This is a genomic window from Cryptobacterium curtum DSM 15641 (genome assembly GCF_000023845.1).
In the GTDB taxonomy this organism is placed as follows: Bacteria; Actinomycetota; Coriobacteriia; order Coriobacteriales; family Eggerthellaceae; genus Cryptobacterium; species Cryptobacterium curtum.
In genome coordinates this window covers 197354-214772 of sequence record NC_013170.1, presented here as the reverse complement: position 1 = coordinate 214772, position 17419 = coordinate 197354, and the positions used below count along the sequence as shown (strand labels likewise).

At 48.7% G+C, this 17419-nt stretch carries 12 protein-coding genes; 2 read left to right on the top strand and 10 right to left on the bottom strand.

The genetic code is table 11. The annotated features are described in order from the left end of the window. Positions 1-93: 93 nt before the first annotated feature. Positions 94-1887: an FAD-binding protein gene (locus tag CCUR_RS00850; RefSeq protein ID WP_012802595.1), complete on the bottom strand. Its 1794-nt coding sequence runs from the start codon at positions 1885-1887 to the stop codon at positions 94-96. Positions 1888-2169: 282 nt separating this feature from the next. Next, entirely contained in the window at positions 2170-4260 is a 2091-nt protein-coding gene (locus CCUR_RS00845; RefSeq protein ID WP_041225389.1) for a glutamine synthetase III family protein, read from the bottom strand. Between the two features lie 294 nt (positions 4261-4554). Between CCUR_RS00845 and CCUR_RS00840 the strand changes: the two genes are divergently transcribed. Then, entirely contained in the window at positions 4555-5130 is a 576-nt protein-coding gene (locus CCUR_RS00840) for a B3/B4 domain-containing protein (RefSeq protein WP_245526099.1), read from the top strand. Positions 5131-5772: 642 nt separating this feature from the next. On the opposite strand, the gene rpsI is transcribed toward CCUR_RS00840, so the two are convergent. The 6 genes from rpsI to lysA form a co-directional block, all read right to left on the bottom strand. Beyond that, a complete protein-coding gene (gene rpsI / locus CCUR_RS00835) occupies positions 5773-6165 on the bottom strand; it encodes a 30S ribosomal protein S9 (protein ID WP_012802592.1) in 393 nt (130 codons plus the stop codon). Between the two features lie 3 nt (positions 6166-6168). After that, on the bottom strand, positions 6169-6615 hold the full coding sequence (gene rplM, locus CCUR_RS00830; RefSeq protein WP_012802591.1) for a 50S ribosomal protein L13: 447 nt from the start codon (positions 6613-6615) through the stop codon (positions 6169-6171). 465 nt (positions 6616-7080) lie between these two features. Further along, a complete protein-coding gene (locus CCUR_RS00825) occupies positions 7081-9042 on the bottom strand; it encodes a GbpC/Spa domain-containing protein (protein WP_012802590.1) in 1962 nt (653 codons plus the stop codon). 545 nt (positions 9043-9587) lie between these two features. Then, a complete protein-coding gene (locus CCUR_RS00820) occupies positions 9588-10559 on the bottom strand; it encodes a DUF4190 domain-containing protein (RefSeq protein ID WP_012802589.1) in 972 nt (323 codons plus the stop codon). 192 nt (positions 10560-10751) lie between these two features. Next, a complete protein-coding gene (locus CCUR_RS00815) occupies positions 10752-12041 on the bottom strand; it encodes a homoserine dehydrogenase (RefSeq protein WP_012802588.1) in 1290 nt (429 codons plus the stop codon). Positions 12042-12175: 134 nt separating this feature from the next. Next, a complete protein-coding gene (gene lysA, locus CCUR_RS00810) occupies positions 12176-13534 on the bottom strand; it encodes a diaminopimelate decarboxylase (protein WP_012802587.1) in 1359 nt (452 codons plus the stop codon). Positions 13535-13894: 360 nt separating this feature from the next. Here lysA and CCUR_RS00805 point away from each other — a divergent pair, with 360 nt between their 5' ends. Next, entirely contained in the window at positions 13895-14347 is a 453-nt protein-coding gene (locus CCUR_RS00805; protein ID WP_012802586.1) for a 23S rRNA (pseudouridine(1915)-N(3))-methyltransferase RlmH, read from the top strand. A gap of 230 nt (positions 14348-14577) precedes the next feature. Here the strand turns inward: CCUR_RS00805 and CCUR_RS00800 are convergent, their stop codons facing one another. Together CCUR_RS00800 and CCUR_RS00795 are read right to left on the bottom strand one after the other, a co-directional pair. Beyond that, the gene (locus tag CCUR_RS00800; RefSeq protein ID WP_012802585.1) at positions 14578-16116 is read right to left on the bottom strand and encodes an LCP family protein; all 1539 of its coding nucleotides are present in this window, start codon (positions 16114-16116) and stop codon (positions 14578-14580) included. Positions 16117-16188: 72 nt separating this feature from the next. Then, on the bottom strand, positions 16189-17307 hold the full coding sequence (locus tag CCUR_RS00795; RefSeq protein ID WP_012802584.1) for an aminotransferase: 1119 nt from the start codon (positions 17305-17307) through the stop codon (positions 16189-16191). Between the last annotated feature and the right edge of the window lie 112 nt (positions 17308-17419).

Genomic DNA, 17419 nt, shown 5'->3' with positions numbered 1-17419 from the left:
AACGGACGCGCTTCTTGACGCTTATTGATGTTTGTTCTCTACTCGAGCTGCTCGCGATTCAAATGAAACGCCAAGCTAGAGCCAGTTCGTTAACTACTTGCCAGCTGCCGCGTTTTCACCAGCGATCTTGCCGTATACCATACACATACCACAGGAAAGACCCTTCAGGCTAATTGGGTACTGGACGTTGAAACGACCGCCCTGCGTAGCGCCACAGGTGTAGAGGCCTTTGATCTGCTCGCGATTGGTGTTGTACACGTGGCAATCTTCATCGGAATCAAAACCGCCCAGGTTACCCAGCGTTAAGGCCGTTCCACACTCAGCCGCATAAAATGGTCCGTTTTCCAGAGCAAACAAGCGCTGGCTGCTCTTACCGAAGTCTTCGTCACTGCCAGCCTTTGCCAGCTCGTTGTACCGTTCAATCGACTTCTTTGCAGTGTCGACATCCATGCCATCAATTTTGCTGAGAAGCTCGTCAATAGTGTCAGCCTTCAGGCAGCGGTTTTCAGCAACAGCCTGATCAATATCAGCAGCGGTGCGGCAATTGATCTTCAAGCCAGACGCCGTGTAATCGGGGAGCTCAGATTCCAGATAGTAGCAAGCAACACCATGAGCTGCGGGGAAATACTGCAGCTGCTCGGGCCATGATGCGTCAAAGAACTGATATGCCTTGCGCTGAGGTTGCAGTTCAACCTGATTTTCCAGCTGCTGACCGGCCACATCTTCGTTCATAAAGCGCTCACCACGAAGGTTGAGCCACAGATAGCCATTGTTGCCAATAACACCACGGCCATCGGCGCCAGCGCCGCCGCCCATGTGATGGATCATCGGCGCATGCCACTGCTCGATAGCAGCACCGGCCCAAACGCCCATCTTATGACCATCACCAACATTGGTGTAACCACCCGTTGAATCCATGTCGAGCGACAGAGTCTTGATGCCATTTTCAATGCATTGCGGCGCATAGAACTTCATCATGTCTTCGTTCATCAGGTAGTCGCCTGTAGCAATGATGACGCTCTTTGCGTTGATTTTAATGTACTTGCTCGATTTCGATTCCTGAGCATACACGCCCGTAACCGCACCAGAATCATCCGTGATGAGCTCAACACCCTTGGTGTTGTAGCGTACATCGGCCCCTTTATCGACCGCTACCTGCAGGTTATCCTGCATAACAGTTTTCAAGCTGCTGAAGCCAACTGACGTCGGATAGCACGGCATGTCTTCCTTAGTGTAGTCGTATGACGGAAGCATCGGCACAAAATAGGGATACATGTAATTCGACTGGCTTTCAGCCGGAATCTCAGAATAGGTTTCGGGCGAGAAGTACAGATCCTTGCTCGCCTCGACAAACCAATCGAGTGCCTTGCCCGACTCGGTGTAGTACTTTTCGATAATCCGCTGATTGCAATGATGGCTGCATTCGCTCATGTGCATGTTAACGATGGTCTTCTTATCAAGGAATCCGTCGCCACGACCCCATTTTGCCTGCGTCTGGCCACCAAAAATAGCCATGTCAGAAGCAACGCTATTTAAGCTTGCCGAAGCTTCGAGTGCCACAACATGTGCGCCAGCTTCTGCTGCAGCGCGAGCAGCAGGAACACCAGCAGCACCAAGGCCTACAACAACCACGTCGGCATTGAGCGTTTCTTCTACATCGGAATCACTGATAGATGGCTTTTCGCCAAGCCACGGCATAGTGCCCGTGCCATCGTAGCCGACGGTTGATCCACTGGCAGTACTTGAACCCTTGGCGCTATCCTGTGCCTTACTGCTAGCGCTTTTTGGCTGTGCACAGCCCGAAAGCCCCAATGCAGCAGCACTTGCGGCAGCAATGCCTGCACCTGCAAGGAAATTACGACGGCTCAAACTGAAACTGGTTGGCATGTCCTTACCTTCTTTCGAAGAAGCGGCGCCAGCCCCTCCTGGCAGCGCCCTGATTGGCCGAAGTATGCTGTAAGTGGGCAGCGGATACACCGACCCCTATGGTCGATTTTTATCTCATATGCAGCACAAACATGCGATAACCCCTATCGACTGCAATGGACGATAGGGGTTATCATGCCTGGTCAGATTTACATTAACCGATAGGAGCTCTGAACAAAACTCTCTCACCTCGTGAAGTCAAAACTCCAATGCAAGTCAACAGCCTATTTACACCAACAGACGTTATGCGTAGAACAAGATGTCATTATAGGTAGGCACAGGCCAGTACCCATGATCGGTAATGCCCTCCATAGCATCAACGCCCACACGCAATGCTTCCATAGCAGGAACAACTTCTTCGGCATAGCAATTTGCCTGTTCTTGCTTATCAACTATTGCTTCAGCTTTTTGATGGGCTTGAAGCAGATTGCGGTGCGCCACATTAATCGTGCGCAAACCATCAAGCAACCGCTCAAGTAATTCTTCCTGATCGCTCAGGTCAGCGCCAGCAAGTGCATCTTTAACCGTCGTAATGCCTTTAGCGATCTTTGTTGCATACGCATTAATAGCCGGAATATAGTTACGGCGTGTCATGCGCTGCATCACGTTGCATTCAATATTGAGTGTTTTAACGTATTTCTCGAGCTTGACCTCATAGCGGCTGCGTACCTCAGCTTCATTGAGAACGCCCATTTCAGAAAAAAGATCCAAGGACTTTTGACTGACAAAGCACGGCAGTGCTTCGGCGGTATTGCGATTGTTAGCCAAACCGCGGCGGGCAGCTTCAATCGGCCAGTCGTCGCCATAGCCATTGCCGTTAAAGATAATGCGTTGATGTTCGGTTAGCGAGTGCTTAATGTACTCAAGCGCTGCCGCTTCGAACGCAGCTCCAGAAAGCCCCTCTACCGCATCGGCAAACTGCTTTAAAGCATAAGCCATCGCCGTGTTTAAAATCATATTACAGTCGGAAAGGTTTACCTGTGCACCAGGCATGCGGAATTCAAACTTATTTCCGGTAAACGCAAAAGCACTCGTACGATTGCGATCAGTATTGTCCTTCAGGAAGTTAGGCAGTACATCGACACCTAAATCCATCGACACACATGCGGCACTTTGATATGGATGATCGTTAATAAGTGCATCCACAATACCAGTGAGTTCGTCACCCAAGAAAATACTCACAATAGCGGGTGGCGCCTCGTGCGCGCCAAGACGATGGTCGTTACCAGCACTCGCTACCGACATGCGCAGCAATTCTTGATAATCATCGACACAAGCAATCACGCAGGTCATAAAGATAAGGAAGCGCAGGTTATCCATAGGGGTATCACCCGGCTCGAGCAGATTGGTACTGCCGTAGCTCATTGACCAGTTGTTGTGCTTGCCGCTGCCGTTAATACCCTCAAACGGTTTTTCATGCTGTAAACAAGCCAGACCATGATGAGAAGCAAGAAGCTTCATCTTTTCCATGGTAAGCAGGTTTTCATCAATAGCACGGTTTGAATTAGTGAATACCGGCGCTAACTCATGCTGACAGGGAGCAACCTCGTTATGCTTCGTTCGCGCAGCAATGCCAAGCCGCCACAGTTCGTCGTCGAGTTCTTTCATAAATTCGTTCACGGTAGGACGAATAGCACCGAAGTAATGTTCTTCCAGTTCTTGCCCTTTTACCGGAGGCGCACCAAACAAGGTACGACCAGTAAACATAAGGTCTTGCCGCTTTTCATAATCTGCTTCAGAAATAAGGAAGTATTCCTGTTCGCCTCCAACCGTAGTAATCACCCGATGGCCATCTTCTCCAAAGTGCGAAAGCACCCGATTTGCCTGTTGGGAAAGCACGCTCATAGAGCGCAGCAAGGGGGTTTTCTTATCAAGTGCTTCACCCGTATAGCTACAAAATGCTGTTGGAATGCAGAGCACTTCATCTTTAATAAAGGCATAGCTTGTGGGATCCCACGCTGTGTATCCGCGCGCCTCAAACGTAGCACGCAGGCCCCCATTTGGGAAACTCGATGCGTCGGGTTCGCCTTGAATAAGCTCTTTACCAGAAAACTTGGTAATTGCGCTACCATCACCCACTGGATCGAGAAAACTGTCGTGCTTTTCGCTTGTGATACCCGTCAGAGGCTGAAACCAATGCGTATAGTGCGTTGCACCATGTGAAATAGCCCAATCCTTCATGGCGTGAGCAACAACATTTGCTACCTCGAGATCAAGCGGCTCACCTTCTTTGATGGTGCGAAATAAAACTTCATAAATGGAAGAAGGAAGCTTATCGCGCATCACGCCGTCGTTAAAGACTTCGCTTCCATAGAGCTGCTCGATTTCAGACATCTTGATTCGGTCTTCACCAATTTCAGCCAAGGTAATCTCCTATCCCCCGAAGCCGCTGGAGAGACAATACCATGCCTTTGTGACTATGACTGGTGCAGATAGATCTCTCACCATATCAATGCATAGTTTGATATGGTGTATCTATTAGAAATATTGATAAGGCAGGCTGTCATGAAGCTACTAGTCGACGAAAGCATTACACAACTCGGAGTCGAAAACGTCGTAATCGGGATTGCGAAAAACGTAGACCCAAGCGCGTCCCTACCCGACTCTTTCCTAAAGAAGCAGAAGGACATGGAGGATTGGGCGTTGAGCTGCACCATGGACGACGTGCTCGATTTCCCAGTCGTTCGAGGTTATACGGACCTGCTGCAACGCGCAAAGCGAAGCATCAAGAAGAACCCACCCACCGTTCCCGCGCTCATCCGCAATATCCAACACCGCGGCTCCATTCCACATATCAACAGCGTCATCGACATCTACAATGTCGAATCGCTGCATTCGCTTCTGGCCATAGGCGGACATGACCTCGACAAGGTCGACGATTATATCGAATTCACCATCAACAAGAAGGAAGGCGTCTTCCTTCCGATCCTTTCCACGGAGAAACACGTGGCCGAGACGGACTACGTCTATCGGGACGCGAAGGGAATCATGGCGTGGCTGGATGTTCGCGACGGCGAGAACTACAAGTTCGACGATAAAACGAAGAATGCTATCTTCATCATCCAGGGCAATGCCAAAACATCCGTTGAATATCGTCTAGAAGCGCTTGAACGAATTCAGAACGACCTGACAGCGTGCATGCCAAATGTACGATTCAAAACATACGTCGTGCACGCTGGTATGGAACTAGACGTAGAGAATTGACATACTATTATGCATAAATCCCCTTCGTCCTAGACTTTATGAACATCGGACGTAATATCTCCGCCACGCCGCTTTATGCCTGCTCCTTGCATGTCATTTGTCTATACGCAAGAACAACGAAGTTTAATAGTGCAGCAATGAGCACTCCGAATGCGAGCAACGCTCTTCCGTGCCTTCTCCTTCTCTGCCATGAAACCGATCTTCCAATTAGTTTATTATTAAACTAATACTGGTATAGGAAAAAAGGATGCAAAAAGCATCCTGCCTTTCCCAGCACCCCTGCTTGAACCAGCGATAAAACCACTCTATCCACCTATATCATAGTATTACTTCTGATCTCCTTGTTTTTAAGCACGCTTCTTGTCCTTTACCTCGACTATGACAATGGAACGGTATGTCTTATTCATTGGTGAACTTTAGAGTCTCTCTGCGACTTCATACGATATCAGACAGGAATAATAACTTCGAAGAGACCGTAAATAGTTGCAAAGGACAATGCGGCATCAAAGCAGCAAAAGCAGAGAGTAGAGAAAATAATTGCGGATAGGTTAACAAAAGCAGATTAAGAACCCCAAGCAAGTAAAGTCCCTGCCGATTGATGTAACCAGCAGGGACTTTTACTTGCTTAAAAAGAATGTATGCTTAGCGCTTGCTAAACTGCGGACGCTTGCGAGCCTTCTTCAGGCCGTACTTCTTACGCTCAACCATACGGCTATCACGTGTAAGGTAGCCAGCCTTCTTTAATTCAGGGCGATACTCGCCGGCTGAAAGCAGCGCACGAGCAATGCCGTGGCGCAGAGCGCCAGCCTGACCTGAAATACCACCGCCATTGCAGCGAGCAATAACGTCAAAATGATCTTCCGTATCAGTTACCTTAAAGGGAGCCGTCGCATAATCGATCAGCTGATGACGACCGAAATACTCAGCAGCATCCCTTCCATTAACGGTTACTTTGCCGGTGCCAGGCACCAAGCGTACGCGAGCAATAGCGTTCTTCCTACGGCCGGTGCCGTAATACATTGCTTCACCTGCCATCGGTTATTCTCCCATCTTGATTTCTCGGGGCTGCTGAGCAGCATGCGGATGATCGGGACCTGCATAGACCTTGAGCTTCTTGCCCATAGCACGACCAAGGGTATTTTTTGGCAACATGCCCTTAACAGCATGCTCAATCACGCGCTCGGGGTGCTTTTGCATGGCCTCAGCGAATGTTTCGCTTTTCAGACCACCCGGATAACCCGAATGACGGAAGTATTCCTTCTTGGCAGCTTTTGTGCCAGACAGCTGAACCTTGTCAGCGTTCACGATAACGACAAAGTCGCCCGTGTCCACATGAGGGGTGTACTGTGGCTTGTGCTTACCCTTGAGAATCGTGGCAGCCTTGACGGCGACATGACCCAAGATTTGGTCTTTCGCATCAATCAAGACCCATTCACGCTCAACTTCGTTGGGCTTGGCGTAATACGTCTTCAATGTTTCCTCCATTGACGGTTTCCCGTTTTGCTCTGCTTTGGCACCTGCAACTGCAAGCCCGCTGCCAAGCAAAAGTTGGGATGTCGTTTTTCAAAAGTGCAGGGTCATTACAGAGTCGGTTTCCTACGCCGAACACGGGCTTTCGGTCCTGGACGACCTTCCGCCTGTCCGAATCACACACTGCGGCACGGGGCTTTTGAAAGCGAACTTGTGTAGTGTATCGCTCCTTTGCAGCACGCGTCAACGCACGGAGATGTGCATTATCGATTTTTCCTCCACCCGCACACGAGCCCTCCAAAAGAAGCCCACCTCCTGAAAACCCCTGCGTTAAGGAAACAAATAGTCATTCTGGGCGGCCGCATTTCACCCGCATACAAGCACCTCAAAAGAAACCCCCACATCCTGCCAAAGCAAGAAGTGGGGGTTTAGCGTGCTCTACGAAAAGCTTAATTCAAGCACAAGTAGTCGGAATAAACCTTAGAAGCTCTGGTTCTTCCGTGTGATAACACGTCGTGCTCCAAGAGCAGCTGCTGACAGCACCATCAAGGTAATCGGTATCAGCACCGTATCGTCACCGGTCTTCGGGCTAACCGACGGCTTTTCAGGCGTGCTCACCTTTACCGTATTGGACTTCACCGAATAGGTGTGGTTGATATCAAGATCAAACTGATTTTCGTAAGTAGTACCTTCTTTGGTTACCTTACCCACAACCATAGGAGCAGGAACCGCTGCTTCCTTTGTCCTATCAGCATTGATTTGGGTGATCAGTGCATCTTTACCAGTGAAGACAAGGTTGCGAGAAGTTTCGTCGTATTCCACATCGTAATCAGGGCTTGCGCTCTTTGTTGCTTCAAGGTCAAGCTCATAGCCTTCAGGAAGCGTATCGCGGAAGATGACTGAATCAATTGTCTCGTGACCTGCTGGGAAGGGCGTTGTCGTAAGCTCAAACTTTACGATAGAGCCCGTCTTAACCGTGTTGGTATCGATATCCTTGTTGTCTTGGTCAAGTACCTTCTTTTCCACCTGAGGCTTCACATAGAGCACGTCATAGTGATAGCTTGCCGTAATCACAGGCTTAACAGGCTCTGTTGGGGGAGTAGGCGGTGTCGGCTCAACTGGTTTAGGAGGTGCTGCTATCGCCTTAATTTTCGAGTTGAGTGCAAACCACACAACACCACGCTTTGACGCACCTATATTAATATTGATCTCCGGATTAGTTACCTTCCCAACAATGGCACCATACCATGCATTTGAATTCGTATCAGAATCCCATTCGCTCGTGTTAAACCTTGAGCCCGCCGATTTTTGTTCATTATTGTTACTTGCATATGCCCCACCGTCAGGCTGCTTTGTTATTGATGAGCCAGAAATCTCAATGAACTCACCATTAAAGGACCGAACCTTCTCGACAGTGTCTTGGCCATCGACCTTGGGAGTTGAACTCGTACCAATGCCATGATTTAACGAAGAAAAGTTGAGTAATGCTCCCGTTGGATCGATCACATTACCGTCTTCATCGTAGAATTTAACCTTCATATTGATATCAGCTTCGCCATAAAAATTGAGATACCACAACGTAACAGTTGGGTCCTTTTCTATCAGCGCAGGCATTGAATTCACGCCTGGAAGCCCAGTATTCTTAAGTGTGTACGTATATTCAACCTTAGAAATCTTCTTACCGTTGAAATACGAGTTCTGTAGATTTGTATACTGTACTTTAAGTGGTTGATCCTTATGAAGGATAACTCGTGTCTCATCAGCATTTGCAACACTGTTTATATAGTTGAAGTCATTGGCACCATAAGCTGGATTGCTGCCGAGCTGACTGCTGATATTGTTGTCGAAATACGTTTTCCATTCACTCTGCGTGTACGTCTGATCACCGTTAGGAAAACTCATCGTGGCATTTGGTTCTGACTGGAAAGTCAGTGATTGGGAGGCAGGCTCTTTCATATACCCGTCTTCGTTCTTCTTGCGCTCAAGCTCTTCCATAGCCGCATTGTAAGCAGCAAGATCGGTGTTGTACTGAGCAAGGTCAGAGTCATACTGTGCCTTGTCGGTGTTGTACTGAGCTAAGGCAGTATCATAGGCAGCTTTCTTGGTTGCATACTCAGCAAGCTTTTGACGGGCTTCTTGAGCAGCTGCCTTGAGAGCTTCAATCTGACTGTTGTAGTCTTCGGTGATCTCAGCCTTCTTGGCATCGAGTTCTGCCTGTGAGGTAGCAGAGCCCTTATCGACATCAGCGTCTTGCGTGACCGTGACACCATCTGCCTTTGCCGCTGTAACCGCAGCATCAAGGCTTGAGGAGTCCACTGCAACCTCTATACCCTTTTCAGGATCTACCGCAGCAGCCTGCTGGGGGCTTATAGGAAGCAGCGCCACTGCTATCAGCAGTGAGAGCGCTATTGCTCCTGTCCTCTGGAATAAACTTCTCTGCATTTCCCTAACCTTTCTTGCCACCTGCTTCTTGAAGCACGTCATATCACTTGGTATCTATCCTTGCCCCCTTATTCCCGTTATGGAAACAAGTCTGAAGCATAAAAAGGCAGCACGTATCGAACAATCGATACGAACTGCCTTTACGAATATACTATTCGATTCTGACTAGATAGCTGTAGCTGCCTGCCTGCCTGCCTGCCTGCCTGCCTGCCTGCGAAATTATGTCGCTTTGCTCAAGAATCATCAAACCACTTACAACGTTATTACTACATTAGGCAGAATCTATCTTGCCAAAAGAGCAGGCAAATTGCAATCGCGACCAACATACTCTCCGAGTGGGGCCGAACATTCTCCATCGAATTACTACCTGATACAAGTAAAAGATTTGTAGTAGTAAAGCGTATATAAAAGAACGTGTAACTGTGAACAAATATATAAAGTCGCTCGCCTACAAACTAATCCGTGCACATAATCAATAAACAAAAGCCCCCACCGTTCATATGACTGGCAGGGGCTTTATTGCTTGGAAAGATTCAGAGCAACAACTAGTTCAGTGTGCTTAAAATGCTTGTACTCAACGACGAGACAGATGAATAATCAACAGTCCATGTACCATTAGTGCGTGTAAGTGTCAGTGTCGCAGCTGTAGGAACAGTACCGGTTTCATCCATGGCTTCCTTCATGGCAGAACCCATTTGCGCATACATCAGATCTTGGGAAGTGATTTCTGAACCAGTAAGTGCTTCGGTTAACTTATCGCTAAATAGGTCGCTAAACTGTCCAAAATCACGAACATTCAACGTAAGATTAGCCTTGGCAGTATCGCCATCTATCGAAACACTATCGATGCTATAGGTAATGCCACCCAAAGCCCAATTAGCATATTCCTGCTTGTCGATACCAATCTGATCAAGCGAAAAGCCTGTTACTGAAGAAAAGCCTGCATCTGCTTGGTCAGCAGCTGCCGAAACTGCTTCCTTACCAACAAGTGTGTTCATAATATCATCGACAGCAGAACGAACAGCCGCTTCATCGTTGCCAGTAGCACTTCCGATAGCGTTTACAACATTATTACTGCTGGGATTATCAAATGCGGAAGGATTAATACTGCCATTTTGGATAGCATTAAAAATGCTTACGCCCAAAACGAAAGCAAAGATTGCATACAGAATGCTGAATACGATACCAATGATACCGCAGACCTTGCCAGCAGTTACCTTGCCATCGCGAGTACCATCTTTGGCTACTTGTGCGGCAAGTATAATAGCAACAATGCCGAGAATAACGCCAAAGATAATCGTACCTGAAGCAAGAATGGCTAAAATACCACAGACCAGCGCACCGATAGCTTTACCATTCGATGAATTTGACTGCTGCGGAGCACCTGGAGCAGGTGGAGTTGCTGGTGCGGCGACTGTCTGATCGGGAGTCAGCGGCGTAGCAGGCGCCGTGCTTGGCTGCTGCGGATTACTCGCAGGAGTCGCGGACTCAGGCGTGCTGTTAATTTCGTCACTCATACAGAACTTCCTTACTAGTGATGACAATTACGAGCATCAGTATAAATGAGATATTTCGAAGTTCCAAGTAATTGGAAACCGGGATGCAGAATAAGTCTAGCGCGCACGTATTCGTACTGTGCGTGCATGCATCCCTACTAAGCACGCAATTAGTCAATACTTTCAACGTTTATGTCAGCACACATGCCCTCGTTACTTCTGCACGCGGATGACCGTCGGTTCAGAATCGTCGACAAGTACCCCTTCGAGGCAACGAATGTCGGAGAGCACCTTACGAATGTCTCTTTCGCGTGCCGTATGCGTGATATACACCAAATCGACCGTACCACCTTCGTTTTTTCCGCGCTGAATAACGGAATATACGCTGACGTCATGATTGGAAAACACGTTTGCCGTGGCAGCTAACACGCCGCTCCGGTCTTCCACTTCAAAACGAATATAGTAACGTGTTGTCAAGTTTTCCATTGGAACAAGCGGAAGTGTATCAGTGCAAGTACAACCAACAAATGGTTGACAGCCAGCCTGTAGACGACGCGCGGTTTCGAGCACATCGCCCATAACAGCGCTTGCCGCTGGACCAGCGCCAGCACCCTCGCCATAAAACATGGTTTCACCCACCGCATCGCCCTTCACGTAAATGGCGTTATCAACACCATTTACCGCTGCAAGCGGATGATCAAGCGGTACCATAGTTGGATGTACACGTACATCGATGCCTTCATCAGTGCGATTAGCCAAAGCCAGCAGCTTTACGCAATACCCCATGTCCTGAGCGGCAGTTAAATCTGTTGGAAGAATCAGACGAATACCTTCGTGATAGACCTGATCCATGGTAATGCGAGTATTAAACGCAATAGAGGCAAGAATGGCAATCTTTGCAGCAGCATCAAGGCCATCAACATCCGCTGTCGGATCGGCTTCGGCAAAACCCTTTTCCTGTGCCAAAGCGAGGGCATCGCTGTAATTTATCCCCGATTCTGCCATTAGCGTAAGAATATAATTTGTTGTCCCATTGACGATACCAAGAATAGACGACACTTCGTTGGAAATCAGAGAATGCTTCAGCGGAACAATAATGGGAATACCACCGCCAACACTGGCTTCGAATGCGACTTCACAGTGCATCTTATCTGCCAGATCTAAAATTTCTTCACCTGACGTTGCCATCAGTGCTTTGTTGGCAGTAACTACCTGCTTGCCAGCAGCAAGGGCACCCATCACGATATCTTTTGCAGTGGTTGTGCCACCGATGAGTTCAATAACAATATCGATGTCAGGATCGTTAATGATGTCGTGAAAATCAGACGTAAAACAGTCTCCGTAACCGTGAGAAATCGCCTGTTCGGGATTGCGTGAGCACACACGGGCTACTTCTAGGTCGATGCCGTAATGGTGCAAGAAGTCCTGCTTGTGCGTATTAATAATGTCGAGACAGCCGCCGCCGACAGTTCCTGTTCCGATTAAACCGAGTTTTACGCCCATGGCGCTCCCCTTTCCTCCAAGGCGCCAATAGCCTCACCTGTAGTCGGCACGCCTGTTCCTGCTTGTTCCGCGTTCTCGTTTGTTCTAAAACGCGAAATGGTGCGCACTATAAGCTTCCATACGGTAAGCCTATCTTAGTCGATATCGCATGCTACCAGGTCGGCATAGGTTTGCCGACGGGTAACCACACGAGCAACACCATCACGCACGAATACCACTGCTGGGCGCACTTGCCCGTTATAGTTGCTCGACATGCTTTGACAATAGGCACCCGTACCAAAGACACAGACAATATCACCCAGTTCGGGATGCTGCAGCGAGCCATCCAACACCACAGCATCGCCACTTTCACAGTGTTTGCCGCAAAGGGTAACCACTTCAGTGCGTGGCTGGTCAGCTTTATTGGCCAGTACCGCTTCAAAATCGGCATGATAGAGCGCCGTGCGAATGTTGTCGGACATGCCCCCATCAACAGCAACATACTTACGAATGCCTGGCAGCGTCTTCAAAATGCCAACGGTATATAAAGTCACACCTGGAATGGCAGCGATGCTGCGACCTGGTTCGCAGAGAATGCGGAGGTTTTCAATACCCGCTTTTGCACATTCTTCGTCGACTGATTCGCATACTAACGTGGCAAATTCTTCAATGGATGCTGGCTGATCACTTGCCTGATAGGCAATACCAACCCCGCCGCCCACATCGAGCACGTCAATGGTATAGTCATACGTTTTCTTAATGCGCGCAATAAAATCGACCGCAACAGCTACTGCTTCGCGATAAGAATGCAGGGCAAATATCTGTGATCCAATGTGCATATGAATGCCTGCCAAGCGAACATGAGATGCAGCGAGCACATCATCTATACATTTGAAGGCGAAGTCATCGCGCATCGTAAAGCCAAACTTGGAATCCTCCATACCGGTGCGAATGTACTCATGCGTATCTGCTTCGACCCCAGGAGTAATGCGCATAAACACATCTTGGGTGATGCCGTGGCGCTCGGCGATCTGCGATACGCGCGCCAGCTCGATACGACTATCGATAACAATGCACTTCACACCAGCTGTAATAGCTTCTTCAAGCTCTTCGGGGGTTTTGTTATTGCCATGCACATATACACGATCGGCCGGAAACCCCGCCGCCCGTGCAATGGCAAGTTCGCCACCGCCCGATACATCAAGGCTCATACCCTCTTCGGCTGCTATGCGCGCCATCGCCTTATTTAAGAACGCTTTGCTTGCATAGATAACCTCTGAATTGGGGTGAAGACGATTGAAGGAAGACCGATAGGCACGCATACGTTCCCGCAGGTCTTCTTCGTCATAGACATACAGAGCCGTACCCTGCTGATGGGCAAGCTCGACCATATCAACGCCCCCAATAAAGAGGTGGGTATCCTGCACGGTAGCAGTCGCTGGAAGCACGGCACCGAGTTCCATCGTTGTGCGATTATCGGCCATGGCATTTGCTTTGGGTGTTGGGAGGGACATGCTGTTCCCTTTCTGGTTATTTCTGAGCCTTTGCATATCCTATGCGATTCAAGGGCACTTGACAGCGAACATTGCAAGGTATCTCAACCGAAACACAAGCATCTCATGCCCTCTGCCTGTGTTAACCGCCCACTTGACCGCGCAATCTTATGCATTCGCTGCAACCTACTCAGTTTCACATTCATTACCTATGTCTGCCCTTCGTCTGGTCTCTCATCCACTGGCTGGTTTCTTGCCCGCCGCCAATACCCGCTCCCTGCTTGACCGCATGTTCACATCTACCTGGTCTCATGCGTGCGATCTTTAGTATTTGCCGTGCTATGATGCCCTCATATCGCCCACGAAGAAAAGCTAGAAACTATGCTCAAAATTACTGTTATTGCACCTGGTAAGCTTAAAGAACAATTTTGGCGCAATGCTTGCGCTGAATATCAGAAGCGCCTTGGGAGTTACGTGAATCTCTGCGTACGGGAATTACCTGATAGCACTCCCGAAAAAGAGGGTAATGCAATCCTCGCAGTGATTGAATCGCTATCAGGCGAAGTGTATACAATCCTGCTCGACATCAAGGGAGTACCTCGCTCAAGTGAAGATATTGCCGCTCAGCTCGATAAGCTGGCAGTACACGGGATTTCGCATGTCGCCTTTATTATTGGCGGAAGCGAAGGAGTATCCAACTGCGTACGCACCGCAGCAAATGAGCGAATAAGCTTTGGTCCTATTACCCTGCCACATAATCTCGCGCGGGTGGTCTTATTTGAACAGCTCTATCGCGCTTGCAAAATCTTGCGACACGAGCCGTATCATAAGTAGGATTTCCACTAATGTGCGATGCCATTTCTACATGTAGATAGCTCAACTTACTTTGAAACATCCAAAACATAGTGCGTGTACAATCGGTTAGCAATTAAGCTACCCCTTGATATATACGCTAACCGTGTCATGCAACTCAACTATTGCGGCGAACTGGTTCAATAGAGTGCCTCCCATACGATGGCCTCATCATGACATATCTATCTATTCTGAGAGACAGATAAGGGACCCTAGCCTGAATACGACGACCCAATCACAACGAGGAAGTCGCCCTTCATCGAGTAGGATCCGTTGTTCATCTTCGCAATTGCTCCGCCACCCACAACCTGCGCTATATCTTCTGCTTCCTGTGCATTGGCAGAGTCCGAATACACCACCATGGTGCTCTTGTAATTAAACGTATCGGCATTACCAGTATCGGATACTGAATACCCAGCAGCTTTAATCTTGTCGGCGACCTTTGATGCAACGCCAGCCTTACCCGACCCATTACGCACCACGACCGTACCGCCCTTATTGTCTGCCGAAGCCACCGAAGAGGTGCCCCCTGACGAAGACGATGAGCCTTCCGATGAACCCGCATTGGAAAGCACCACTCCCGTATTTTTATCAATCTCAGTTGAATCGGTAGGAGATAGCCCTTCATCAACGCGAGCCATCATGGCCTTCCAGGCGTCAGTAACAATTTCTTCGTACCACGTCTTATTCTCGTATACCGATTCGGTTGGCATCGAAGCGGTATACAGGTTATTTTCAGTGTCGAGTCCCTGCATAGATTGCGCAAGGCCTGCAATGTCAGTAACGGACATATCGGTCTGGACGTAGTCGGAAAGCTTCGTAACCGTATTGGCGATAGTTACCGGATCGCTTGAAAGCAGCTTTTTGGCAATCGCTTGCAGCACCAGGCGCTGGTCAGCCGCACGATAGGCATCGCCATCACCATAGGAATCATACGCATGACGACTGCGACACAAGATGAGCGCTTGTTCACCGGTCAATGTCTGCGACCCCGCACTTAAATGACCACCCGCATCGGGATCGTTAATGTCGATAGGCACGTCAACCTCGATGCCACCGAGTGCATCGATAACTTCTTTGAGACCATCCATATCAACCAGCGCAAAATGTGAGATATCGACACCCGATATCTTAGCTACTGTGGAAACTGCTAGCTCAGACCCACCAAATGCATAGGCAGCATTGAGTTTCTGTATCCCATGACCCGCAAGCTCAACCTTCGTATCGCGTGGAAGCGATATGAGCGTTACCGTTTTTGATGACGGGTCAATACGTGCCAAAATCATCGAATCGGTACGGTAGGTACCACCAGTACTCTGGTCCTTGTCGCGTTGAATGGACTGATCGGTTCCACACAGAAGCATGTAGAAGGGCTGACTGTTTGATGAAGGCTTAACGAGCACATTCGATAGCCCGCCCAAACCACGCGCAAGATTGCCATTTAAGTAGTTCATGTAAGCGAACGCTCCAATAGCACCAACGACTAGCAAAGACACCAGTGTAATGAGCGTTCGCTTAATAATGCGACTAAACCGACGCTTTCGATGCATCTGCTGCGAATAGCGCGCAGAGCCATCGCGACGCGAATAAGTACTCTTTTCACCACGCCGAGATAGCGATGCCGCAGCATCGCTGGTATGTCGTCCCCGCGACCGAGAAGCTCCTTGCGTGCGTTCGCGCGAGGAGCGGCTATACCGATCGTATTCACCCCGAGCTGTGCGAGATGATTCCTTTGAACCTCGTTGTACCATGCTCATATTCTGTCGAACGGTATCATGCTTTACAAGTAAATAAGGTACTTCTGGGTGAAATCACCATGACGCCTAATCGTACTTTTTAAGATACTTCGACAGGCGATCAAGACCGCCATGCAGTATATCTTCGTTCGCACAATAGCCAAGGCGCGCGCCGCGCGGCAATTCAAAACGGCTTCCCGGAACAAGTAGAACTCCCTCGTCATGCAATAAATCGAGGCAGAATTTTTCATCATCTTCAGGAATATCAAGGCGAATATAGCTGACCGAAACACCTTTAGGAGGAATCCATGAAACACGCGGTTCATCCGCTATCCATTCGTTAACAATGGCACGATTCTTCTGAATGATAGACACATTGCGCTCAATAATCTTGTCGCGATGACGCAAAACATAGGTGGCAAGCGCATCGTTAAATACACCACTGCAGATCATCGTGTAATCACGCAGAACACGCAGCTTATCGGCAAGCTCCTTGTTGCAAACCGTCCAGCCAACACGTGCCGCCGGCACGCTGTAGTCTTTACTGACCGTATTTGTAGCAACTCCTTTTTCGTACATGTCAACAATGCTTGTACACACTTCAGGGTTCTCAAGTGGATAAAACGCCTCGTCACAGAGGATCCAAGCACCAACTGACCGCGCAATTTCGACAATCTCACCAAGCAGATCAGTAGGAATAACCGTGCCTAACGGATTGCTGGCATTGTTAATACAGATAAGCTTAGTATCGGGGCGAACAAGTTGCTTCAAATCATCAATGCGCGGCTGCCAGCCATCTTCCTCGTGAATAACCCAATGCTCCACTTCGGCTCCCAAGGCGGCCGGCAAGTCGTAGAGCGGTTGATACGTAGGGTATTCGGCAATTACATGGTCACCAGGACTCACGAGCGCCATAATGACGTTAAGGTTTGCGCCAGTAGCTCCATTCATCTGCAACACATTAGCTGGATCAACATTCTTATAGAGCTTTGAAACCTCATTTTTGAAATCTGCCGAACCCTCAATCCAGCCGTAATTCATTTCTTGCTTATTCAATTGCTCGTAAAATGTTTCTCCATCTTTACCATCAAGCTTAAGTATTTCACTCATCTCGAGACTCGCAATGGTACTTTGTGCGATATCCCATACGGCATCATGTTCGTAATCGTTTAAAAAGGCCTCAACGCCGATAGTCTTGATCTCCATTGCGATCCTCTTTTCTCTCTGTATAGGAAAAGGGACGGCTCGCGCAAGCCGTCCCTTTTCCTTAAACGATCCTGCTTCCTTCAAGTAAAGCAGGATTTTGTTCGAGCTTCAA